Origin of the sequence: Burkholderia sp. Bmkn7, from assembly GCF_041103175.1 — a bacterium.
Classification (GTDB): domain Bacteria; phylum Pseudomonadota; class Gammaproteobacteria; order Burkholderiales; family Burkholderiaceae; genus Burkholderia; species Burkholderia cepacia.
Map to the genome: position 1 here is coordinate 2,440,902 of NZ_JBGCUH010000003.1, position 20,981 is coordinate 2,461,882.

The window sequence follows — 20,981 nt, forward strand, 5'->3', positions numbered from 1 at the left end:
GATCGGAGCGGATGGGGTCTCCTGTGCCTTTATCCCCGTTCCGGCCCGAAGCCGTACTCTTCCGATGAAATCGTCCCCGCGCGACAACAATGACGATGCCAAGACGCGCCGCCAGCCTTCGAAGCTGGCGCTGAACATCGCCGCCGTGACGGTCGGCCTCATCACGTTCGCGCTCGGCGCGGCGTGGGTGATCTATAGCTGGATCGTCGATCGCGAAGCGCAGTATTTCGCGATCCCGCTGGTTTTTTCGGTGCCGGTGATCGTGGCGGTCGCGATCCGGAGTTTCTGGGAGTAGACGCGCCTGAAACGGCGAAGCGCCGCGAGTCGGGTGACGCGCGGCGCTTCGTCGGGCTTGTTCTGGATAACGCGGCGAGCCCCTCGACTCGCCTGCGCGCCGGTCACAGGCCGGGACGCGGGCACGGATTGGAGACCGTGCCCTGATACCCACCGGTGACGGCGCCCAGCACGGCGCCGGCCAGCGACGTGCCGAGCGCTTTCAGCACGTTTTCGGTCGACGGCGACTCGCCGCCCGACATCACCCGCCCCGAGTAAGCGGAGCACGCCGACGTCGATGCCGCCGCGTGCAGCGGCCTGGCGCTCCATGCGACGTTGTCGGCAGGTGTATTGGCAAATGCCGGCGCGATCGGTGGCCCCTCGGTGTTGTCGTACTTGCTGTATTCGATCGCGCTGACGATGTTACACGCGGCCGAATTCGAGGGTGCGCTCCTCGCACGCGCTGCACGTCCACGAACAAGACGGGCATCAACAAAAAAAGCGCTGCGGTCAGCCGACCGGCAGCGCTTTTTCGGGAATAGCACCCTGACGAGTGCATGTTCGACTTCTGGTGTGAGGCCGGCATCATACCGGCTCGATAAGTCATTGTCGCAAAACACACTTTTCGAGTTCGAATTTTCTGAATGCCCCCAGATGTGCCCCCTGAGTGATTTACTTGGGATAGACGCTGGGACCGAAAATCGTTATCTCCCGATCCGCTCGCCTGTGTCTCTCGCGCAACAGGCTAAGAGTGGTGACCACGCACCAATTATCGATCGGGAATACATCATGGACGAGCAGACTGCACGCACAATTCTCCGTCAGGCCGACGGGTACGTCGACTGGAGCGACGCTCGAGATTGCCCTGCGTGGCATCTGAGCAAGATCTATCTTGAGGGACGGTTCACATCTGACGAGCTTCGCGCAATAATCGAATTCGAAGGAAAGATGCGTCGAAGCAGATGACAGCGGCAAATAAGGTAACCACTCATGTCAAAAAAAACGGCCTTTCGCTTTTTCGTGGCTGACAAAGAAAGATGCTCCTTAACCTGGAGCCTCACTATTCAACAGAACGATATCTATATCTCACATAGCGGATCGCGCCAAGACAAAATCAGCTTACATGAAAGCGGGACGTATCAGTGGTCCGTGCGTTCAGAGCATGTGGAAAGTGTTCCGTTTGCTAAAGATAATCGTCATATAGCGCGATGGAACAATCCCCCTCATCCGGCAGGCAGCCTGACACGCCAGTTCTTTGTACTCATCCCGACATCCGAGCTTGAGCTTAATCGACCGCGACCGCTTAAACAGGCAACCTATTTGCAGCCGCCGCCGATCGGATGGGCTACATACATCCATTTTGTGTTTTTCACACCTGATACTGGGAAGCACGTCACGAGCGCCGAATGGACACCCAAGCCACTCTTCGAGGCGAAACTTGCGTCTGGCCAAATTCTGCTCGTCGTCCGGTCAGAGATACCCCTTGATCAAGCTACAAGGACCAAACTGGAGGCAGTGAAAGACTCCGCTAGACGCGACGAAAAGTACGGGAAAAAAGCTGCGAGAGCTTTGGCAAAGCTGACGGATCCACAAGGGGTTTCCGGTTTGGCCGAGGTTGTGGTTAAGTCTAGCCAACCGATGGTATCGCCGTCCACAGCAGAAACATCTCTGTAGGCGCACAAAGGGAGGTGTCAGTGCGCCATAAAGCACCTACAGACGATTTCTCAAAAAATTGCTGATTCGCATCCGTTGAGTAGCAATGCCCGGTTCTGCTCGGTATCTACGTGCACCTCCACCCCAGATGCTATTCGGCGTCAAGGCCGTCAGCGCGTCGTAGTCGTGCGCACCGCTGGAAGGTTCTGCGGCCGGCGTGACGCTCCCCGGCGATACCGCGAACTGTGTGATCGTCTGCGTCTGCATCGAGGCATCCTTCGTCATGCCAAAGTAGAAACCGAGCGCCGTCTTCAGTCCGTTGAAGAGGTATCCGATCACAATGCCGAGCGTGCCCGCGGCGGTCGGGTCCTTCATGACCTGCGCGGCGCGACCATCGAGCATCAGGATCACGACCGCCAAGCAGCCGATCAGCAGCACGACCGTAACCGTCGGGCGTACCCAGTCGTTCGGTTGCTGCGCGGCGAGCCGGCGCGCGCTGTCGCGATCGGCCGCCTCGGCGGCGTAGATATCCTTCTCGTAACCGATTTTCGTTTGCTGCAGCTGCGCGTCAATCTGCGCGAGCTGGGACTGCTGCTCGAGCACCGCCTTCTGGAACTGCAGGGCGAGATTCGGATCGGCCTGCAACGCGGCGAGCGCGGCGTCCGGCGCCGACTGTCCGGTGACGGCCTGAGCGACGCCGACGACCTTCGTCGCGACGTCCTCCGCCTTCGAACCGCCCAGCCAGCAATCATCGGCGCGAACTGTGCGAGCGCCATCGCAATCGGGATCAAAGGCATCATGCAGTTCCTTTCGACAGGTTGGAGGCGACACGCCGCGTCCAGCCCTTGCCGAACGTCACCCAGGTCGCCAGCGAGGTGAAATAGGTCAAGCGCAGCGCGTTCCAGCGAAGGATGAAGCGCAGCGGATCGGTTGCCTGCACCGCGGCGATCGTCGCCGGGCCGAGCACGCCGTCGACGCCAGCGCCGGCCGCGCCCTGCATCCAGATCACCGGATGGCCGCCGTTGTAGTTCGCGTCGAGGATCTGGAACGCGACGCGCGGATCGAACTGGTCGAGGTGCAGCGGGTCCCAGTACAGCCGCTTCGCGATCACCTTCGCGGTATCGCGCGGCAGGTCGCGCATCGGGCCGGTGTAGCCGGCCGCGCGCGCGACGTGCGCCGTGATACCCCACATCGTTTCGCCGCCCGGGTCCTTCGGGTTGTTCGAATAGCCGCCTTCGTTGCCGATCAGCGCATCGAACGCGTCATCAAAGCTGCTCATCGTGCGCCTCCGCGCGTGCGGCGGGGAAACAGGCGGTCGCGGACCTGCAGCAACAGCAGCGCGATAGTAAACACCCCCACCCACCACGAGATGTCGTGGCCGTTGAACCACGTCCAGATCGAGACAACGACCCCGCCGGCCGTCGTAGCGGGCGCCGATGCTGTCAGCACTCCACTCACCGCGTTGCTCACCATTTCCTTATACAAGCGGCTCACCGTGCATGAGGAATCTCCATCAGAAGGGATCGCGTTGGCGGCCGCGACGTGCCCACCGCAATCGAGTTGACTGGCAGCACCGCAACTTTACCGAGGCCCAATCGATGAACACGGTCTTCATACTCATGGCACAGTACGGCGCCCGCGCCATCATCCCGATTGAAGACGTCTGCCGAGATTACTTCGCGCCGCTCACCCTGCCGAAACTGCTGCAAAAGATCGCGACCGGTGACATTGCACTACCCCTCGTACGGATGAGTGGGTCACTGAAGGCCGCTAAGGGCGTCCACATCATGGATCTGGCGGCGTATATCGACAAGCAACGTGCCGCCGCGATCAAGGAGTACGAATCGTTCCACGGACAGAAGTGGATTGGCGAGTAGCGACTTCGCCGCGATGAAATCACTAATCGAGTTTCCAGTCAGTCACTTCAGCGTATACATGGGTATAGCCAAGGGCCGCGAATAGATGGTAGCGATGAAACCCTGCAAGCAACTCGTATCGCACTTCCCCGGGTCGCTGAAACAACAACAGTGGCGGTAATGCGACGTCATCTCGCACGGCAGCTAGTAGGTCGTCGCTCCGAATCACCCCGGGCCTGCGAGGATCAGGCTTATTGAATGTTGGAGTACCGGGACTCCGTCGGGGGGAATCAATCAGATCGATAGCAACGAGACTGCCGCCGATGCTCCGAGGCGCCAGAGTTTTGATGACAAAGTCCGACATGCCAGCGGCCGCCACAAGCGCATACGCCTGGGAAAGCACGATCGGATCTATCGGCACTCTAAAATCTCCAGTCATCAATTGCGCTTCGCAAGCATATCCTCAGCAGGATATAACTGCAGCATCGCTCGCGCAGCCTCGACGTCCGACGTCGTGAGCCATTCCTCCCAGTCGTCCGGCCGCAGAATCACGGTCGACTGCTTCCTCGCATGGTCGGTGCATGTGCGGAGTGACCGGAACAACTGCCGCCATTCACGTGCCGTCGCCGCATGACTGCGGAGGGGTCGTCGATGCGATTCCGGTAAAATCTGCAGGCTCACGAAATGTGAGTTTAGATGATTATTCGAAAGCGACAGCGGACATCCCTTATGTTGAAATTCTTGGGCATTGGTGCACAAAAGTGCGGTACGACGTGGCTATATCACGCCCTATCTCGTCATCCGTCCCTCGCGTTTCCCGGAGGAAAAGAGGTGCACTTTTGGGATGCGCATCGGGCCCGTGGCCTAGCTTGGTACTCTGCCCTTTTTTCAGATGAGACGCGGACGAATGGCGACATTACGCCCGCCTACAGTTTTTTGCCGCTTGATGTCGTTCGCGAGGTTGGAGCGTTCGCGCCGGACTTGCGCTTGATTTACATGATTCGGGATCCGCGGGAACGGGCCTGGTCGTCGGCACGCATGGCGCTTGCCCGCGCAGAGATGACGCATGAGGAAGCATCAGACGAATGGTTCATTGATCATTTCCGGTCGCGTGGCTCATTGGGTCGCGGCGACTACGAGCTATGCATTCGTAACTGGCGATCAGTCTTCGGTAAAGACCGCTTGTTAGTCATTCGTTACGAGAATTTGATCGAGGATGCTGTCGCCGTCGCCAATCGATGCCTAGCTCATCTTGGAGTTTCCGACGGCTGGTTTGGTGAAGAGGATCGAGCAGTTTTGCAAGAGCGGCAATTCGAGGGCGATGGCGTTCCCTTGCGCCCCTCTTTGCGTCCGATTCTGGATGCACTATACGCAGAACGGGTGTCTTCGCTGGGTCGGTATTTGCATGAAGATTTTTCGGCCTGGCAAAGCTAATCCTGCTTGGCGCTGAAGGCTCAGGGAGCGGTCATGCTCGCCGGCCAAAAACGTCGCCAACAAGGGAGTTCTCGCCGGCGCGCAGGGGCAGTTGTATCGGCTGATGCATCTGCTACGCGAGGAGATGAGGCGCGCGGGGATGCGGTGACTTGCACGAAACTCTCCGAGCCACGCAGCAGCATCGTCATCACGCAGCGTCCCGGATGTGAAAAGCCCCGCTTAAGACGGGGCTTTGCTGGAGGCTAACTGCTGCCAATCACCCACCCAAGCTTGATGATCGAAGAGACAACTGCCATAGCGAATCCCGATATCAACATCCAATAATCGCAGAGGCTGAACTGACTGATGCCCTTTTCGATATCTTGGCTCAATTTCGCCGCTAGTCTCCCAAAGTCACCTTGGATATTTTCAGCAGTGCGTCGCATGTTTCTCGCATCGCGAAGTGACCTACTCAATTTATAAGCGGGCCACCATATCAACAAGACACTGCCCAGAGACAGGCCCTCAGCGACATACTCAAGCAGATGAGGAATCAAAATCTCTCCATTGCAACCATGTCGAGATCAGACAGCTCCTCTCGGGCATCTCGCCTAGTTTTCCTGGACTCAAGCGCCAGGTGTGCGAGACGTTGCGTCCCTCTTGGAGTCAGTGCGATACACAATTCGAGATCAAGCGCATGGGCATATTTGATCATCGTATCGAACGTCGGCCCACGCTCTCCTTCACCGTTTTCTATACGGCTGAGATCCGCTTGATCTATGCCGGTTCGGTCGTGGACATCTCGTTGAGTAAGTCCACGCTCTTTTCGTACGCTGCGCAACAGCTGACCAAGCCGGACCATGCGGCCTTGCGCAACATATGCTTCGCGTGCCTCAGGATCTTTCATCAACTCGGCACGCAAGTCTTCAAAGGTACGAGGTTTAGTCATCACCGATCCTCCGTCAAGCCCGGGGCGCTGCTGCCGTAAGAGCTGCCCCCAAACCGCTACCATTGGCGTTAGGCGCAACCGAAAGCACGTGAAGCTCAGGTTTCGCGTTTGGCGACGGTGCCGGTTCAATCTTGAACACCGCGTCAAGCTTGGAGACGCTCCGCTTGAACAGCGGGACCCCGCCCGGAGATTGGGCTACGGGTTGCTCGTTGTTGGGAAGTCCATACATCAGGATGCCCTCCAGAACAGAAACCAGCCTCGCTACGCGCCAAAAATGACCATTCGTGCGGAGCGTATCGATTTCAGTCATTGCGTCCGGGTGGATCACGCAGTCAAACACCATAGTCTCCGCCTTGAATTATGGACTTTTCCCCATAAAATACAACCGATGCAGTGCCGTCGATTATCAATCGCCGAGAGACGATTTGTCACCACATAACCGTCACTCAGTCGACGAGTTTTTGTAGGTAGTCGCCCCACCATTGCATCATCTTCCGGCGCTCGGGTAGGTACTCGGCGTGGTTGTAGGCCGCCCGGACGCCGTCGCGCTCGCTGTGCGCCAGTTGGCGCTCAATCCAGTCGCGGTTGAAATTGTGCTCGTTCAGGATAGTCGACGCGAGGCCGCGGAAGCCGTGCCCCGTCATCCGTGAGTGGTAGCCCATTCGATAGAGCGCGTATAGGATCGTGTTTTCGCTCATCGGCTTCTTGGTACTCGACCGACTCGGGAACAGGAACTGGCTCTGGCCGTTCAGTTCGCGGAGCTTCGCAACAACCTCGAGCGCCTGCTTTGACAGCGGCACGATGTGGGGCGAACGCATCTTCATCTTCTCGGCCGGAATCTTCCACTCCTCCTTCTTCTCATCGATCTCCGTCCACTCCGCGAACCGTAACTCGCTCGTACGAACGAACGTCAACGCCATGAGTTGCAACGCCAGCCGTGTCTGATAGTCGCCCTCGTAAGTGTCAATTTTTTGCATGAGCTCCGGCAGTTCTGACTCGCTGACGCGCCTCATGTGGACGACGGTTCGAGTCTTCAGCGCGCCGCGGAGATCTGGCGCTGGGTCGCGCTCTGCGCGACCGGTGGCGATCGCGTATCGGAAGATCTGGCTCGTTGCCCGAATCGACTTGTGCGCGAGTTCGATCGCGTCACGCGCTTCGATCTTGCGAATGACCTCAAGCAGTTCCGGCGCCGAAATCTTGGCGATCGGGCGCTCACCGAGCACCGGAAACAGCTCGCGCTCGAGAAGCTTCATGATCCGGTCCGCGTGACGCTCGCTCCAGGCATCCCGCCGCTTCTCGTGCCATTCCCGGGCAATGGGCTCGAACGAGTTTTCACGATCAAGGCTGCGCTGCAACTTGACACGCTTTTTCTCGTGCGACGGATCAAGGCCGGCGCGCAACTGCCCCTTCACCTCGTCGCGTGCATTTCGCGCCGCGAGGAGAGAGACGGCCGGATAGACGCCGAGGGCGACACGCTTTTCCTTTCCGTCGACTCGATACTTCAGACGCCAGTACTTCGACCCGTTCGGCATGACCTCCAGGTACATGCCCTGGCCGTCGGCCAGCTTGTAGGATTTTTCGCGAGGTTTGGCCGCACGGACAGCGACGTCAGTAAGGGGCATTTGGTCACGGGGGCATTTCGATGCCCCAGATCTGAAAAACTGCCCCCTACGATGCCCCCTGATTTCGTGGGTGTCAATGGGAATAGTTGGGCAACCGTGGAAAGAAAAAGCCCCGCAAGTCATTGACTGGCAGGGCTTTTTGGTCAACGATGGGAATCGTTGGGAGATACTTTGGTGCGTGAGGCCGGACTCGAACCGGCACACCCTTGCGGGCGTCAGGACCTAAACCTGGTGCGTCTACCAATTTCGCCACTCACGCGCATTTTCCGTCGCCTGACTACGCGGCACGCAAGCTGCGTTGCCGCGCGCCCGGGACATCGCGCCGGCCTCGAGCCGGCACGCCCGATCAGGCGAGCGCGAGATTCTACCCGATCCGGGCGGCGTTGTCTCGCCTCACCGGCACCCGTCGTGCGGCGGTGCTAGAATGCCGCGCTCGACGTTTCGGCAACGCGCCGCCGCGCGTCCCCCGAACCCGCCCCCACACGATTCCGCCCGTGAACTTCGACGACTACTGTCAGCAAAAGGCCGCCCCTGCGGGCTCCAGCGTCTACTACGCGCTGCGTCAGGCGCCGCTCGCCACGCAACCGCGCCTGACCGCGCTGTTCGCGCTGCGCCGCGAACTCGAGGAAACCGTCAAGGAAACCAGCGACCCGACCGTCGGACACACGAAGCTCGCGTGGTGGCACAAGGAACTCGCGGCGCTGGCCGACGGACAGCCGTCGCATCCGGTCACGAAGGCACTCGCGCAGCATCACCCCGCGATCGCCGCCGAAGCCGACGCGTTGCGCACGCTCGTCAACGGCTACGGGATGGATCTCGAACAGGCGCGCTACCTCGATTTCGCGAATCTGCAGCGCTACATCGCGCAGGTCGGCGGCACCTTCGCGTCGCTGGTCGCGCGCGCCAGTTCGGCCAACCCGGCCGACCCGCAGCCGTGGGCCGCGGACGCCGGCCGCGCGCTGATGCTCGCGCAGTTCGTGCAAGAACTCGGCAACGACGCGCGCCACGGCCGTATCTACCTGCCGATCGACGAACTGCAGCGCTACAACGTGACGGCGGCCGACCTGCTGAACCGTCGCTACAGCCCGGCGTTCACCGAGCTGCTGCAATTCCAGACGGCACGGGCGCGCGAAGCGCTTGCGGCCGCCGAAGCGGCGATCCCCGCGTCCGGGCGCCGCGCACAGCGCACGCTGCGCGCGCAGATCGCACTGGCCGGCGCGCTGCTCGACGAAATCGAGCGCGACGATTACCAGGTGCTGCACCAGCGCATTGCGCTGACGCCGATCCGCAAGCTGTGGATTGCGTGGCGCGCCGCGCGCCGCCGCTGAACGTCACGACGCATCACGCCTTCAACAACGGCAGCGTGTCGAAGCGCTGCTGCAGCACGCGCGTCGCATCGAGCCCCCACCACGGCCCGAGCACGGTCGCATAAAGCTGGCGGAAATCGACCGCGACCGGCAGGTTGCCGTTGCCGTCGAGCCGCCCGAGCGCCGGCGGTGCGCCGTACAGCCCGCCGGCCACGCGACCGCCCATCACGAAATGCGGCGCGGCCGTGCCGTGATCGGTGCCGTTGCTCTGGTTCTCCCGCACGCGCCGCCCGAATTCCGCATACGTCATCACGAGCGTCTGGTTCCAGCGCCCGAGTTCGATCAATGCGCCGCGCATCGCGCTCATCCCTTCCGCGAACTGCTTGAGCAGCGCGGCCTGCTGCCCCGGCTGGTTCTGGTGCGTGTCGAAGCCGTTGAGCGTCAGGCGCAGCACCGCGACACCATCCTGCGCGCCGGGCCCGGACGCTTCGCACGCGGCCAGCACCTGCATCGCGGTCTTCACCGACGTGCCGAACGTGCCGGCCGGAAACGCCGTCCGGAATTCGCGCATCCCGCCGCGCGGGCGCAGCCGGTCGGCGGCCTTCACGATGTCGTTCTCGACGTCGATGATGTGTGCGAGCGCGGGGTTCTGTTCGCGCAGCGACGACGGCTCGGCGAGGCGGGCCGCACGGATGAACTGCGCGGGATTGACGAGCGCGATCGCGCGCGCGCCGTTCGCGAGCGGCCCCATCTCGGCGCTGCCGAGCACGACGCCGTCCGCCGCGAACCCGGGCGGCACCGGCGCCTGCGCGAACGTCCGCGTGAGCCAGCCTTCGTGCAGGTACTGGTCGGAGCGTGACGCGGTATCCCAGATCTCGATCGAGCGGAAATGCGACAGGTTCGGCTGCGGATAACCGACGCCCTGCACGACCGCGACCTGCCCGTCGCGCCACAGCGGCATCAGCGGCGCGAGTGACGGATGCAGCCCCGTGTGGGCGTCGAGTTGCAGCACCTGCTCGCGCTTGATGCCGATGCTGCGCCGGAACTGGTAGTACAGCGGATCGGCATACGGCACCACCGTGTTGAGGCCATCGTTGCCGCCCTTCAGCTCGACGAGGATCAGCACGTTCGCATACCCTGCCTCCGGCTGCCGTCCGGTGGCAGCCATCGCGGGCGCCTGCCACAGCGACACGCCGGCTGCGGCCGCGGCGCCCGTCAGCGTCAGAAAATCACGTCGGTTCATCGCGCATCCTTTGGTTCGCCGCCCGGCACCTTTGCCGCACCGGCTCCCCGCTTCATCGTCGTTCGAATCATTTCAGTTGATAGGCCGGGTCCATCAGCAGCGCCTCGAGATACGCGCTGCCGGTCGAATCCGTGTCGATCGCCGCGACCGGCGAAAGCTGCAGCACCGCGCGCTGCAACTGAAGCTCGGTCGACAAGCCCGCGATCGCCTGCGGCCGCGCGCGATATTGCGCGAGCCAGCGTTCGAGGTCGAAACGCAGGCCGCCGCGCGCGGGCCTGGCAGGCGCCGCGCGCATGCCGGCGGCGGACGCCGCATCGACCACCGGCATCGCGTGCGCGCGGACATTCGGCGGCGGCACCGTCGCACGCGCCGGCGGGTGCATGCCGGCCGTCTCGGTCGCGCGGAACAGTTGCTCGACGAACTGCTTGCGCGCGAGCAGCGTGGTGCTGTTGATCCACAGCGCGCCGCCCGGCCAGCCCTTCACGTTCGGCGGATAAAACAGGTTCTGCCCGAGCGTGCGCACGGTGTTCGCAAGCATCTGCGGATCGCCGTACGCAACGTCGAACAGCCGTACCGAGCCGACGACGAATTCCGCCGGCGACTTGACGAGCACGCCGCGATTGCGCGGGTCCCAGAAGGCGTCGGTCGACCACAGTGCGGCGAGCGCCGCGCGAATGTCGTAGCCGCTCGAGCGAAACCACTCGGCCACCGCATCGAGCGCGCCCGGATCGGGCGTATCCGACACGAACTCGCGCCACAGCTTGCCGGCGATGAAGCGCGCGGTACCGGGCCGCTTCAGCAGGATGTCGAGAAAGCCGTCGCCGTCGAACGGCCCGGTTTCGCCGAGGATCGTCTTGTCGCCCGCATCGTGCCATTCCGGCCGCACCTCGAAGCGCAGCGTGTCGGGATCGACCGTCCAGCCCGTCATCGCGCGCGCGGCTTCGGTCACGTCGTATTGCGTGTAATGCCCTTCGCCGAGCGTGAACAGCTCCATCACCTCGCGTGCGAAGTTCTCGTTCGGACGGCCCTTGCGATTGCTCGCGCCGTCGAGATACTGAAGCATCGCCGGATCCTTCGCGACCGCGTGCAGCAGCACGCCGAAGTTGCCGAGCGCCTCGCGGCGAAACAGCGCGTTCTGCGCGGCCATCGTCTGCGGGAAAGGCACCTTGTCCTGCCCCGACGTGAAGTGCCCGTGCCAGAACAGCGTCATGCGCTCGGTCAGCGGCGACGGCGTGACGATCATCTCGTTGACCCAGGCCGCGCGCAGCGCATCGTAGCGGACATTGCGCTCGCGCTGCTCGTCGCGCCGCATGTCGGGGGTCAGCGCCTGGCGTTGCGCGCGCGTCGGCGGCAACTCGGCGATCCAGTCCGGCCACGTCGTGACGGGCTCGCGCCGAACACTGCCGAGCGTGTCGGCCACGACCTGCGCGCGCGTCATGCCGACGATGCGCGCGACATCGGCGGGCGCGGGAGAAAAACCGGTACGGCTCAGGAAAAACAATGCATCGTCGGCGTCGAGCGGCGACTGCATGGCGGGCGACGGCGCCGGTGCGGCAGCGTTCGCTTTCATCGTCATGGACTCCCGGTGCGCACCGGCGGTGCGGATGCCGGTACAACGGCAATCGGCAGGCGAAAGTTGACGGAAAAATTGCTACGAATCTTTTCCGCGCGATGGATCGCGTTGTGATCCGCAGGGCGAAAGACGGCGCGTCAGCGCTTGTACAGCTCGCGAACGGCGTCCTCGATGTGCTGGCGCAAAAGGTGGCGCTCCTCGGGCGTCATGTGCCCGTCGCGGCGGCGCTGTTCGAGATCGGGAGGCACGGCGGAACGAACCGTCATCTCGGCGGTACGATCCGACTGCGGCGCTTTGCCGCGCGGCAGCTTGCGCGACGATGCGCCCTGCTCGGGGCGCTGCGCATACGCGAAGTTCGACGCATACGGACCGGCGAGCGCGATCGTCAGCATCAGTGCAATCCGGGCAGATCGCATGACCGTCCTCGCTTCTTTGGTCGATTTGTTCCCTTCGTCACGCGGCAACCGGTTACCTCTGGTACTTGAAAAACCCTGCGGAATTCGGGTGTGCAAAGATGAATGATGGAGTGCAGGGGAGTATCTACCGAATTTCGGCTTCGAGTAAAGGAATCTCTATAGCCTGCCTTTACTCGGCGCGACACTACGGGTAAATTTTGTAACCGACTGTAACGCACGAAAATACGCGGCCGTGCGTCAATTCCCATTCGCGATAAGATGCCGATCATGGAAACGAAAAACCCCTCCAAGATTCTCGTCGTCGACGACGACCCGCGCCTGCGCGATCTGCTGCGCCGCTATCTCGGCGAGCAGGGTTTCAATGTCTACGTCGCCGAAAACGCGACCGCAATGAACAAGCTCTGGGTCCGCGAGCGTTTCGACCTGCTCGTGCTCGACCTGATGCTCCCGGGCGAAGACGGCCTGTCGATCTGTCGCCGCCTGCGCGGCAGCAACGACCGCACGCCGATCATCATGCTCACCGCGAAGGGCGAGGACGTCGATCGCATCGTCGGCCTCGAGATGGGCGCCGACGATTACCTGCCGAAGCCGTTCAACCCGCGCGAGCTCGTCGCGCGCATTCATGCGGTGCTGCGCCGCCAGGCGCCGGCCGAGCTGCCGGGCGCACCGTCGGAAACCACCGAGGTGTTCGAGTTCGGTGAGTTCTCGCTGAACCTCGCGACCCGCACACTGACGAAATCCGGCCAGGAAATTCCACTGACGACCGGCGAATTCTCGGTGCTGAAGGTATTCGCGCGCCATCCGCGCCAGCCGCTGTCGCGCGAGAAGCTGATGGAGCTCGCCCGCGGCCGTGAATACGAAGTGTTCGACCGCAGCCTCGACGTGCAGATCTCGCGCCTGCGCAAGCTGATCGAACCGGATCCGGGCAGCCCGCGTTTCATCCAGACCGTCTGGGGCCTCGGCTACGTGTTCATCCCGGACGGCGCCGCCTGATCTTTTTCCTTTCCGGTTTCGCCCGCCCACGGCCCGTCCCATGCGTATCGACCGGCGCCTCCTGCAGCTCGCGTTCGGCGGGCTGTTCTGGCGCACCTTCCTGCTGATCGCGCTGCTGATCTCGGTCAGTCTCGCCGCGTGGTTCCAGAGCTTTCGTGTGATCGAGCGCGAGCCGCGCGCGCAGCGCGTGGCGCTGCAGCTCGTCGCGGTCGTGAAGCTCACGCGCACCGCCCTGCTCTATTCCGATCCCGACCTGCGGCGCGCGCTGCTGCAGGATCTCGAGAGCAACGAGGGCGTGCGCGTGTACCCGCGCGAAAAGACCGACAAGTTCAAGCTGCAGCCCGACGAATCGCTGAACCGCCTGATCGAGCACGACATCCGCAGCCGCCTCGGCGACGATACCGTGATCGCACAGTCGGTCAACGACATTCCCGGCGTGTGGATCAGCTTCAAGATCGACGACGACGATTACTGGGTCGCGCTCGACCGCGACCAGCTCGACAACGTCACGGGCCTGCAGTGGGCCGGCTGGGGGTTGTTCGCGCTCGCGCTGTCGCTGTTCGGCTCCGCGTTCATCACCAGCCTCGTGAACCGGCCGTTCTCGCGGCTCGCGCTCGTCGCGCGCCAGGTCGGCTCGGGGCAGGCGCCCGACCCGCTGCCCGAGCGCGGGATGGGCGTCGCGGCCGACACCAACCGCAGCTTCAACCAGATGGTGCGCGACCTCGAGCAGCTCGAGGCCGATCGCGCGCTGATGCTCGCGGGCATCTCGCACGACCTGCGCACGCCGCTCGCGCGGCTGCGGCTCGAGACCGAGATGAGCCCGTCCGACCAGGCGACCAAGGACGCGATGGTCGACGACATCGAGCAAATGGATCGCATCATTGCGGCCTTCATCGACTACGCGCGTCCGACCCAGCGCAAGCCGGAGCCGGTCGACCTGTCGTCGATCGCGCACGAAGTCGCTGCGCGCGTGTCGGGCGAGGACGGCGTCCAGATCCGCACGCGGCTCGCGCCGAACGCCGTGATCGAAGCCGACGAGACCGACATGCGCCGCGTGATCGGCAACCTCGTCGAAAACGCGCGCAAATACGGCCAGAGCCGCGACGACGGCGTGTCGCGCATCACGCTCGAGACGCGCGTGACGCACGCGCGCGTCGAGTTGTCGGTGAGCGACGAGGGCCCCGGCATCCCCGAGGACCAGCTGCCGCTCGTGATGCGGCCGTTCTATCGCGTCGACACGGCGCGCACCAAGGCGGACGGCACGGGGCTCGGGATGGCGATCGTGCTGCGCCTCGTCGGCCGCTATCGCGGTGCACTGCGCCTGCGCAACCGCAGCCCCGACGCGGGCCTCGAAGTCACGCTCGAATTCCCCGGCGCCGGCAAGGCACGTGCGACGGCGTGACGCGCTCGCGTACGCCTGCCGCCCTTCACACTATCGATCCGGTTGAAAAAAACTATGGATGGTGTTAGTCAAAATCTATTGAAGCGCCTTACTAATAGTGTTACAGTCCCACCCATGCTGTCACACCATCGTTGCAGCACCGAGGTAGCTTGACTCAGTCTTCTTCCCAACTCATACAGGAGTATCCGCATGAAAACCGTTGGCGATAAACTCGAAGCTTTCACCGTCGTGGCCGCGAAGCCGGGCTTCAACAACCACGAAGAAAACGGCCAGTCGGCATTCGAGACCGTCACCGAAGCGTCGTTCCCGGGCAAGTGGAAGATCATCTACTTCTACCCGAAGGACTTCACGTTCGTGTGCCCGACGGAAATCGTCGAATTCGCCAAGCTCACGAAGCAGTTCGAAGAGCGCGACGCCGTTCTGCTGGGCGGCAGCTCGGACAACGAATTCGTCAAGCTCGCATGGCGCCGTGAGCACAAGGATCTCGACAAGCTGAACCACTACTCGTTCGGCGACGTCAAGGGCGAGCTGATCGACCAGCTCGGCGTGCGCGACAAGGAAGCCGGCGTGGCCCTGCGTGCAACGTTCATCGTCGATCCGGACAACACGATCCAGCACGTTTCGGTGAACAACCTGAACGTCGGCCGCAGCCCGGAAGAAGTCCTGCGGATTCTGGACGGCCTGCAAACGGACGAACTCTGCCCGTGCAACCGTGCAGTCGGCGGCGCAACGCTGTAAGCGCATCGATGCACGAAGCCCGCGGCGCACGTCCTGCCTGCGGGCTTTTTTAACGGCCAACCCATAGGAGATATCAATGGAATTCATCGATTCGATTAAGGCACGTATTCCCGACTACGCGAAGGACATTCGCCTGAACCTCGACGGCACGATCTCGCGCTCGTCGCTCGAAGGTACCGACGCTGTCGGCGTCGCGCTGGCGGCGGCGATCGCGGCGAAGAGCACGGTGCTCATCAAGACGATCCGCGAAGCCGGCGTCCTGTCGCCCGAAGAGACGAACGCCGTGCTGACGGCGGCCGCGCTGATGGGGATGAACAACACCTGGTATCCGTATGTCGAGATGGCCGACGACGCCGACCTGAAGACGCAACGCGCCGAACTGCGGATGGGCGCGTACGCGACGCACGGCGGCGTCGACAAGCGCAAGTTCGAGATGTACGCGCTCGCCGCGTCGATCGTCGGCAAGTGCCACTTCTGCGTGAAGTCGCACTATGCGCTGCTGAAGAACGAGCAAGGGATGACCGTCACGCAGCTGCGCGACGTCGGCCGTATCGCATCGGTGATCAACGCCGCCGCACAGGTGATCGCCGCCGAAGGCGAATAAGCGGTTGCGCCGCGCGCACCGGCGGCGATGCCGGGAGCGACGCCAGCTTCATACGAAAATGCCACGCTGATGCGTGGCATTTTCGTTTCCGCGGGGACGGCGTGCGGCGCGAACCGCGCGCCGTCACGGGCAACCGTCAGCCGCCCTGCTTCACCAGCAGCGCGGCGGCCTGCGCCTCGATCCCTTCGCCGCGGCCGAGATAGCCGAGCTTTTCGTTGGTCTTCGCCTTCACGTTCACACGATCGAGCGGCAGCCCGAGATCGGCCGCGATGTTCGCGCGCATCCCGTCGATATGCGGTGCCAGCTTCGGCGCCTGGGCGATCACGGTGCTGTCGACGTTCTGGATCGTGAAGCCGGCCGCCTTGATGCGCTCGGCGCACGCGCGCAGCAACACGCGGCTGTCCGCGCCCTTGAATGCCGCGTCCGTGTCGGAGAAGTGGCGGCCGATGTCGCCGAGCGCCGCCGCGCCGAACAGCGCGTCGGTGATCGCGTGCAGCAGCACGTCCGCGTCCGAGTGGCCGAGCAGGCCGCGTTCGTACGGAATCGTCACGCCGCCGATGATGAGGGGGCGCCCCTCGACGAGCTGGTGCACGTCGTAGCCTTGTCCGATTCTGAAATCCATGCGTGTTCCGATAAAGAAGGGGTGAAAGTCAGGAGGCGTTCGCGGGGCGCGCGAGGATCGCTTCCGCGAGCGCGAAATCTTCGGGGTACGTGACCTTGAAATTGCGCAGGCTGCCCTGCACGACGCGCGGCGTATGGCCGGCCCATTCGATCGCGCTCGCTTCGTCGGTCAGGTCGTGCCCTTCGCGCTGCGCGCGCAGGATCGCCTCGCGCAGCATGCCGATGCGGAACATCTGCGGCGTCTGCGCCTGCCACAGCGCGTCGCGCGACTCGGTGCGCGCGATCGCGTCGCCGCCGGCCGGCACGCGTTTGAGCGTATCGGCAACCGGCAGCGCGACGATGCCGCCGACCGGATCGTCCTTCAGCGCCGCGACGAGCGTGCGGATCAGCTCCGGCGTGATGCCCGGGCGCGCGGCGTCGTGCACCAGCACCCAGTCCTGGTCGGTCGCGCCGAATTCGGCCAGCTCGAGCAGCCCGTTCAGCACCGACGCCTGGCGCGAGCCGCCGCCGCAGCGGCGCACCGCGAAGCGCAGGCCCGCGAAGCGGCGCGCGTCGAAATGGGAATCGTCGGGCGCGAGGACGACGAGCGTCTGCGCGAATTCGCTGCACGCGTCGAACGCGGCGAGCGTGTAGTGCAGCAGCGCGCGGCCGGCCAGCGTGCGGTATTGCTTCGGCACGGCCGAGCCGGAACGGCTGCCCGTGCCGGCACAGGGAATCAGGGCGAAAAGTCGGGGAGTCACGAAGGGAAACGCCGGAAAGATGAAATCGAGAAGCGGATTTTATAATAGGTCTTTCGTCTCGACCGGCGCACCGCGATGCGCCCGTGCACGCCACCCCTGTCGTCCCTATGCCAGATAACGCTTCCACCCCGTCCGCCTCGCCCATTGCCCGCGTCAAGTCCGGCCAGCGTTTCGCCTTCGACGGCGCGCATGGTTCCGCCGACGCGCTCGCCATCGCCCGTTATCTCGCCGACAACCGCCAGGACGTGCCGCTCCTCGCGGTGATCTGCGCGAACGCGGTCGACGCGCAGCGGCTTTCCCAGGAAATCCGCTACTTCTCGCCCGACGCCCGCGTGCGCCTGCTGCCGGACTGGGAAACGCTGCCGTACGACACGTTCTCGCCGCACCAGGACCTCGTATCGGAGCGTCTCGCGACGCTGCACGATCTCGGCGAGGGCCGCTGCGACATCCTGCTCGTGCCCGCGACCACCGCGCTGTACCGGATGCCGCCCGCGTCGTTCATGGCCGCGTATACGTTTGCATTCGCGCAGGGCGAGCGGCTCGACGAGGCGAAGCTGAAGGCGCAGCTCACGCTGGCCGGCTACGAGCACGTGAGCCAGGTCGTGCGGCCCGGCGAATACTGCGTACGCGGCTCGCTGATCGACCTGTACCCGATGGGCTCGCCGCTGCCGTACCGGATCGACCTGTTCGACGACCAGGTCGACTCGATCCGCGCGTTCGACCCCGACACGCAGCGCAGCCTCTACCCGGTGCGCGACGTGCGCCTGCTGCCCGGCCGCGAGTTTCCGTTCGACGAAGCCGCGCGCACGGCCTTCCGCAGCCGCTGGCGCGAGACGTTCGAAGGCGACCCGAGCCGCGCGCCGATCTACAAGGACATCGGTAACGGCGTGCCGTCGGCCGGCATCGAGTATTACCTGCCGCTGTTCTTCGACGAAACCGCCACGCTGTTCCACTACCTGCCGCAGGATGCGCACCTCGTGTTCGCCGGCGATCTCGACGCGTCGATCCGACGCTTCACGGCCGATACGAAGCAGCGTCATGCGTTCCTCGCGCACGATCGCGAGCGGCCGATCCTCGAACCGCAGCGCCTGTTCCTGTCCGACGAGGATTTCTTCGCGCTCGCGAAGCCGTTCGCACGCGTCGTGCTGCCCGCGCAGCCGGCCGGCGGCTGGGCGACGGCGCTGCCCCAGCTCTCCGTCGATCGCCATGCCGACGATCCGCTCGCGTCGCTGCGCACGTTCGTCGAATCGTCGGGCAAGCGCGTCCTGCTGACCGTCGAATCGGCCGGCCGTCGCGAGACGATCCTGCAACTGCTCGCCGAACACCATCTGCGCCCCGCGTCGAACGACCACTTCGCGGGCTGGCTCGAGAGCGACGAACGTTTCGCGCTCGGCGTCGCGCCGCTCGCGAACGGCTTCGCGGTACCGGGCGAAGGTTACGCGGTCGTCACCGAGACCGAGCTGTACGGCGCGCTCGGCCGCCGCGCGGGCCGCCGCCGGCAGGAACAGGCCAGCAACGTCGACGCGATGGTGCGCGACCTGTCGGAACTGAAGGTCGGCGACCCGGTCGTCCACGCGCAGCACGGCATCGGCCGCTACATGGGCCTCGTGTCGATGGACCTCGGCGAAGGCGAGACCGAATTCCTGCATCTCGAATACTCGGGCGACAGCAAGCTCTACGTGCCGGTCGCGCAATTGCACGTGATCTCGCGCTACAGCGGCGCCGATCCGGACAGCGCGCCGCTGCACGCGCTCGGCTCCGGCCAGTGGGAGCGCGCGAAACGCAAGGCCGCGCAGCAGATCCGCGATACGGCCGCCGAGCTGCTGAACCTGTATGCGCGCCGCGCGGCCCGCGAAGGCCACGCGTTCTCGCTGGATCCGCGCGACTACGTGAAGTTCGCGGAAAGCTTCGGCTTCGAGGAAACACCCGACCAGGCGGCAGCCATCGCGGCCGTGATCGGCGACATGACGAGCGGCAAGCCGATGGACCGCCTCGTGTGCGGCGACGTCGGCTTCGGCAAGACCGAGGTCGCGCTGCGCGCCGCGTTCATCGCGGTGCTGGGCGGCAAGCAGGTCGCGCTGCTGTCGCCGACCACGCTGCTCGCCGAGCAGCACACGCAGACCTTCGCCGACCGCTTCGCGGACTGGCCGGTGCGGATCGTCGAGCTGTCGCGCTTCAAGACGACGAAGGAAGTGAACGCGGCGATCGCGCAGATCAACGAAGGCAGCGTCGACATCGTGATCGGCACGCACAAGCTGCTGTCGTCGGACGTGCAGTTCAAGCGCCTCGGCCTCGTGATCATCGACGAGGAACACCGCTTCGGCGTGCGCCAGAAGGAAGCGCTGAAGGCGCTGCGCGCGGAAGTCGACGTGCTGACGCTCACCGCGACGCCGATTCCGCGCACGCTCGGGATGGCGCTCGAGGGGCTGCGCGACTTCTCGGTCATCGCGACCGCGCCGCAGAAGCGGCTCGCGATCAAGACCTTCGTGCGCCGCGAGGAAGAAAGCGTGATTCGCGAGGCGATGCTGCGCGAGCTGAAGCGCGGCGGCCAGGTGTACTTCCTGCACAACGAGGTCGAGACGATCGAGAACCGCAAGGCGATGCTCGAGGCGCTCGTGCCCGAGGCACGCATCGTGATCGCGCACGGCCAGATGCACGAACGCGAGCTCGAACGGGTGATGCGCGATTTCGTCGCGCAGCGCGCGAACGTGCTGCTGTGCACGACCATCATCGAGACCGGCATCGACGTGCCGAGCGCGAACACGATCATCATGCATCGCGCGGACAAGTTCGGCCTCGCGCAGCTCCACCAGTTGCGCGGCCGCGTCGGCCGCTCGCACCACCAGGCATACGCGTACCTGCTCGTGCACGATCCGCAGGCGCTGACCAAGCAGGCGCAGCGCCGGCTCGAAGCGATCCAGCAGATGGAGGAACTCGGTTCGGGCTTCTATCTCGCGATGCACGACCTCGAGATCCGCGGCACCGGCGAGGTGCTCGGCGACAAGCAGTCGGGCGAGATCCACGAGATCGGCTTCCAGCTCTATACCGACATGCTGAACGACGCGGTGAAGGCACTGAAGAACGGCAAGGAACCCGACCTCACCGCCCCGCTCGCCGCGACGACGGAAATCAACCTGCATGCGCCGGCGATCCTGCCGGCCGACTACTGCGCGGACGTGCAGGAGCGGCTGTCGCTGTACAAGCGGCTCGCGAACTGCGAGCACGGCGACGCGATCGACGGTATCCAGGAAGAACTGATCGACCGCTTCGGCAAGCTGCCGCCGCAGGCGCACGCGCTGGTCGAGACACACCGGCTGCGGATCGCCGCGAAGCCGCTCGGCATCGTGAAGATCGATGCGAGCGAGGCTGCGATCGGGCTGCAGTTCGAGCCGAATCCGCCGATCGATCCGATGCGGATCATCGAGATGGTGCAGAAGCACCGGCACATCAAGCTGGCGGGACAGGACAAGCTGCGGATCGAGACGCGCTCGCCCGACCTCGCGATCCGCGTGTCGACGATCAAGGAAACGCTGCGCGCGCTCGCCCCGAGGCAGGGCGCGGTGGCCGCGGCGCGCTGA

General features: G+C 64.1%; 21 protein-coding genes, 1 tRNA gene and 1 pseudogene. 10 read left to right on the forward strand and 13 right to left on the reverse strand.

Features of this window, described 5'->3' with window-relative positions; all coding sequences use genetic code 11:
• The first annotated feature begins 64 nt into the window (after positions 1–64).
• Entirely contained in the window at positions 65–295 is a 231-nt protein-coding gene (locus tag AB3K92_RS32875; protein WP_021160392.1) for a hypothetical protein, read from the forward strand.
• Positions 296–398: 103 nt separating this feature from the next.
• Here AB3K92_RS32875 and AB3K92_RS32880 read toward each other — a convergent pair whose 3' ends face one another.
• On the reverse strand, positions 399–893 hold the full coding sequence (locus tag AB3K92_RS32880) for a hypothetical protein (protein WP_369466595.1): 495 nt from the start codon (positions 891–893) through the stop codon (positions 399–401).
• 370 nt (positions 894–1,263) lie between these two features.
• Between AB3K92_RS32880 and AB3K92_RS32885 the strand changes: the two genes are divergently transcribed.
• A complete protein-coding gene (locus tag AB3K92_RS32885; protein WP_369466596.1) occupies positions 1,264–1,947 on the forward strand; it encodes a hypothetical protein in 684 nt (227 codons plus the stop codon).
• Positions 1,948–1,983: 36 nt separating this feature from the next.
• Here AB3K92_RS32885 and AB3K92_RS32890 read toward each other — a convergent pair whose 3' ends face one another.
• The 3 genes from AB3K92_RS32890 to AB3K92_RS32900 are packed head-to-tail and all read right to left on the reverse strand — an operon-like array spanning position 1,984 to position 3,420.
• Positions 1,984–2,757, reverse strand: a complete 774-nt coding sequence (locus AB3K92_RS32890; RefSeq protein WP_369466597.1) for a hypothetical protein — start codon at positions 2,755–2,757, stop codon at positions 1,984–1,986.
• Positions 2,723–3,205, reverse strand: a complete 483-nt coding sequence (locus AB3K92_RS32895) for a glycoside hydrolase family 108 protein (RefSeq protein ID WP_369466598.1) — start codon at positions 3,203–3,205, stop codon at positions 2,723–2,725. Before AB3K92_RS32895 ends, AB3K92_RS32890 begins: the two co-directional genes overlap by 35 nt.
• A complete protein-coding gene (locus AB3K92_RS32900) occupies positions 3,202–3,420 on the reverse strand; it encodes a hypothetical protein (protein WP_369466599.1) in 219 nt (72 codons plus the stop codon). Before AB3K92_RS32900 ends, AB3K92_RS32895 begins: the two co-directional genes overlap by 4 nt.
• 104 nt (positions 3,421–3,524) lie before the next feature.
• On the opposite strand from AB3K92_RS32900, the gene AB3K92_RS32905 reads away from it, so the two are divergent.
• Entirely contained in the window at positions 3,525–3,803 is a 279-nt protein-coding gene (locus AB3K92_RS32905) for a pyocin activator PrtN family protein (RefSeq protein ID WP_369466600.1), read from the forward strand.
• A gap of 417 nt (positions 3,804–4,220) precedes the next feature.
• Here the strand turns inward: AB3K92_RS32905 and AB3K92_RS32910 are convergent.
• Positions 4,221–4,365, reverse strand: a pseudogene (locus tag AB3K92_RS32910) (DUF159 family protein); the annotation flags it as partial.
• Positions 4,366–4,511: 146 nt separating this feature from the next.
• On the opposite strand from AB3K92_RS32910, the gene AB3K92_RS32915 reads away from it, so the two are divergent.
• Entirely contained in the window at positions 4,512–5,216 is a 705-nt protein-coding gene (locus tag AB3K92_RS32915; RefSeq protein WP_369466601.1) for a sulfotransferase, read from the forward strand.
• A gap of 532 nt (positions 5,217–5,748) precedes the next feature.
• Here AB3K92_RS32915 and AB3K92_RS32920 read toward each other — a convergent pair.
• The 3 genes from AB3K92_RS32920 to AB3K92_RS32930 form a co-directional block, all read right to left on the reverse strand.
• Positions 5,749–6,144 carry a helix-turn-helix domain-containing protein gene (locus AB3K92_RS32920; RefSeq protein ID WP_369466602.1) on the reverse strand — a complete coding sequence of 132 codons (396 nt, stop codon included), beginning with the start codon at positions 6,142–6,144 and terminating at the stop codon, positions 5,749–5,751.
• A 446-nt stretch (positions 6,145–6,590) separates the two neighbouring features.
• Entirely contained in the window at positions 6,591–7,766 is a 1,176-nt protein-coding gene (locus AB3K92_RS32925; protein WP_369466603.1) for a tyrosine-type recombinase/integrase, read from the reverse strand.
• A gap of 172 nt (positions 7,767–7,938) precedes the next feature.
• Positions 7,939–8,025: transfer RNA gene (locus AB3K92_RS32930), tRNA-Leu, on the reverse strand.
• A 235-nt stretch (positions 8,026–8,260) separates the two neighbouring features.
• Here AB3K92_RS32930 and hpnD point away from each other — a divergent pair.
• A complete protein-coding gene (gene hpnD / locus AB3K92_RS32935; protein ID WP_059490014.1) occupies positions 8,261–9,094 on the forward strand; it encodes a presqualene diphosphate synthase HpnD in 834 nt (277 codons plus the stop codon).
• A gap of 13 nt (positions 9,095–9,107) precedes the next feature.
• Here hpnD and AB3K92_RS32940 read toward each other — a convergent pair whose 3' ends face one another.
• From AB3K92_RS32940 to AB3K92_RS32950, 3 genes are all read right to left on the reverse strand, one after another.
• Positions 9,108–10,316, reverse strand: a complete 1,209-nt coding sequence (locus AB3K92_RS32940) for a DUF1501 domain-containing protein (protein WP_226202868.1) — start codon at positions 10,314–10,316, stop codon at positions 9,108–9,110.
• Between the two features lie 67 nt (positions 10,317–10,383).
• The gene (locus AB3K92_RS32945; RefSeq protein ID WP_369466604.1) at positions 10,384–11,886 is read right to left on the reverse strand and encodes a DUF1800 family protein; all 1,503 of its coding nucleotides are present in this window, start codon (positions 11,884–11,886) and stop codon (positions 10,384–10,386) included.
• Positions 11,887–12,026: 140 nt separating this feature from the next.
• Positions 12,027–12,305, reverse strand: coding sequence for a hypothetical protein (locus AB3K92_RS32950; RefSeq protein ID WP_011352385.1), 279 nt, complete (start codon positions 12,303–12,305; stop codon positions 12,027–12,029).
• Positions 12,306–12,572: 267 nt separating this feature from the next.
• Between AB3K92_RS32950 and ompR the strand changes: the two genes are divergently transcribed.
• The 4 genes from ompR (at position 12,573) to AB3K92_RS32970 (ending at position 16,042) form a co-directional block, all read left to right on the forward strand.
• Positions 12,573–13,298: a two-component system response regulator OmpR gene (gene ompR, locus AB3K92_RS32955; protein ID WP_004199523.1), complete on the forward strand. Its 726-nt coding sequence runs from the start codon at positions 12,573–12,575 to the stop codon at positions 13,296–13,298.
• A 40-nt stretch (positions 13,299–13,338) separates the two neighbouring features.
• Complete coding sequence (locus AB3K92_RS32960) at positions 13,339–14,700, forward strand: ATP-binding protein (protein WP_021160387.1); 1,362 nt, start codon at positions 13,339–13,341, stop codon at positions 14,698–14,700.
• 189 nt (positions 14,701–14,889) lie between these two features.
• Positions 14,890–15,438, forward strand: coding sequence for a peroxiredoxin (locus AB3K92_RS32965; RefSeq protein ID WP_006478563.1), 549 nt, complete (start codon positions 14,890–14,892; stop codon positions 15,436–15,438).
• A gap of 76 nt (positions 15,439–15,514) precedes the next feature.
• On the forward strand, positions 15,515–16,042 hold the full coding sequence (locus AB3K92_RS32970; RefSeq protein WP_011352388.1) for a carboxymuconolactone decarboxylase family protein: 528 nt from the start codon (positions 15,515–15,517) through the stop codon (positions 16,040–16,042).
• Between the two features lie 136 nt (positions 16,043–16,178).
• Here AB3K92_RS32970 and ispF read toward each other — a convergent pair whose 3' ends face one another.
• Both ispF and ispD read right to left on the reverse strand, forming a co-directional pair.
• Complete coding sequence (gene ispF / locus AB3K92_RS32975) at positions 16,179–16,664, reverse strand: 2-C-methyl-D-erythritol 2,4-cyclodiphosphate synthase (RefSeq protein ID WP_175851781.1); 486 nt, start codon at positions 16,662–16,664, stop codon at positions 16,179–16,181.
• Between the two features lie 28 nt (positions 16,665–16,692).
• Positions 16,693–17,403, reverse strand: coding sequence for a 2-C-methyl-D-erythritol 4-phosphate cytidylyltransferase (gene ispD / locus AB3K92_RS32980; RefSeq protein ID WP_021160385.1), 711 nt, complete (start codon positions 17,401–17,403; stop codon positions 16,693–16,695).
• A 107-nt stretch (positions 17,404–17,510) separates the two neighbouring features.
• Here ispD and mfd point away from each other — a divergent pair, with 107 nt between their 5' ends.
• Positions 17,511–20,981 (forward strand): transcription-repair coupling factor, encoded by a 3,471-nt coding sequence (gene mfd, locus AB3K92_RS32985; RefSeq protein WP_060228277.1) that lies wholly within the window; start codon positions 17,511–17,513, stop codon positions 20,979–20,981.

Bases quoted from the DNA above. Each gene is read 5' to 3' on its own strand.
- AB3K92_RS32875 (WP_021160392.1), top strand. From the start codon at position 65: ATGAAATCGTCCCCGCGCGACAACAATGACGATGCCAAGACGCGCCGC.
- AB3K92_RS32885 (WP_369466596.1), top strand. From the start codon at position 1,264: ATGTCAAAAAAAACGGCCTTTCGCTTTTTCGTGGCTGACAAAGAAAGA.
- AB3K92_RS32895 (WP_369466598.1), bottom strand. From the start codon at position 3,205: ATGAGCAGCTTTGATGACGCGTTCGATGCGCTGATCGGCAACGAAGGC.
- AB3K92_RS32905 (WP_369466600.1), top strand. From the start codon at position 3,525: ATGAACACGGTCTTCATACTCATGGCACAGTACGGCGCCCGCGCCATC.
- AB3K92_RS32915 (WP_369466601.1), top strand. From the start codon at position 4,512: ATGTTGAAATTCTTGGGCATTGGTGCACAAAAGTGCGGTACGACGTGG.
- AB3K92_RS32920 (WP_369466602.1), bottom strand. From the start codon at position 6,144: ATGACTAAACCTCGTACCTTTGAAGACTTGCGTGCCGAGTTGATGAAA.
- AB3K92_RS32925 (WP_369466603.1), bottom strand. From the start codon at position 7,766: ATGCCCCTTACTGACGTCGCTGTCCGTGCGGCCAAACCTCGCGAAAAA.
- AB3K92_RS32940 (WP_226202868.1), bottom strand. From the start codon at position 10,316: ATGAACCGACGTGATTTTCTGACGCTGACGGGCGCCGCGGCCGCAGCC.
- AB3K92_RS32945 (WP_369466604.1), bottom strand. From the start codon at position 11,886: ATGAAAGCGAACGCTGCCGCACCGGCGCCGTCGCCCGCCATGCAGTCG.
- AB3K92_RS32950 (WP_011352385.1), bottom strand. From the start codon at position 12,305: ATGCGATCTGCCCGGATTGCACTGATGCTGACGATCGCGCTCGCCGGT.
- ompR (WP_004199523.1), top strand. From the start codon at position 12,573: ATGGAAACGAAAAACCCCTCCAAGATTCTCGTCGTCGACGACGACCCG.
- AB3K92_RS32960 (WP_021160387.1), top strand. From the start codon at position 13,339: ATGCGTATCGACCGGCGCCTCCTGCAGCTCGCGTTCGGCGGGCTGTTC.
- AB3K92_RS32965 (WP_006478563.1), top strand. From the start codon at position 14,890: ATGAAAACCGTTGGCGATAAACTCGAAGCTTTCACCGTCGTGGCCGCG.
- AB3K92_RS32970 (WP_011352388.1), top strand. From the start codon at position 15,515: ATGGAATTCATCGATTCGATTAAGGCACGTATTCCCGACTACGCGAAG.
- ispF (WP_175851781.1), bottom strand. From the start codon at position 16,664: ATGGATTTCAGAATCGGACAAGGCTACGACGTGCACCAGCTCGTCGAG.
- mfd (WP_060228277.1), top strand. From the start codon at position 17,511: ATGCCAGATAACGCTTCCACCCCGTCCGCCTCGCCCATTGCCCGCGTC.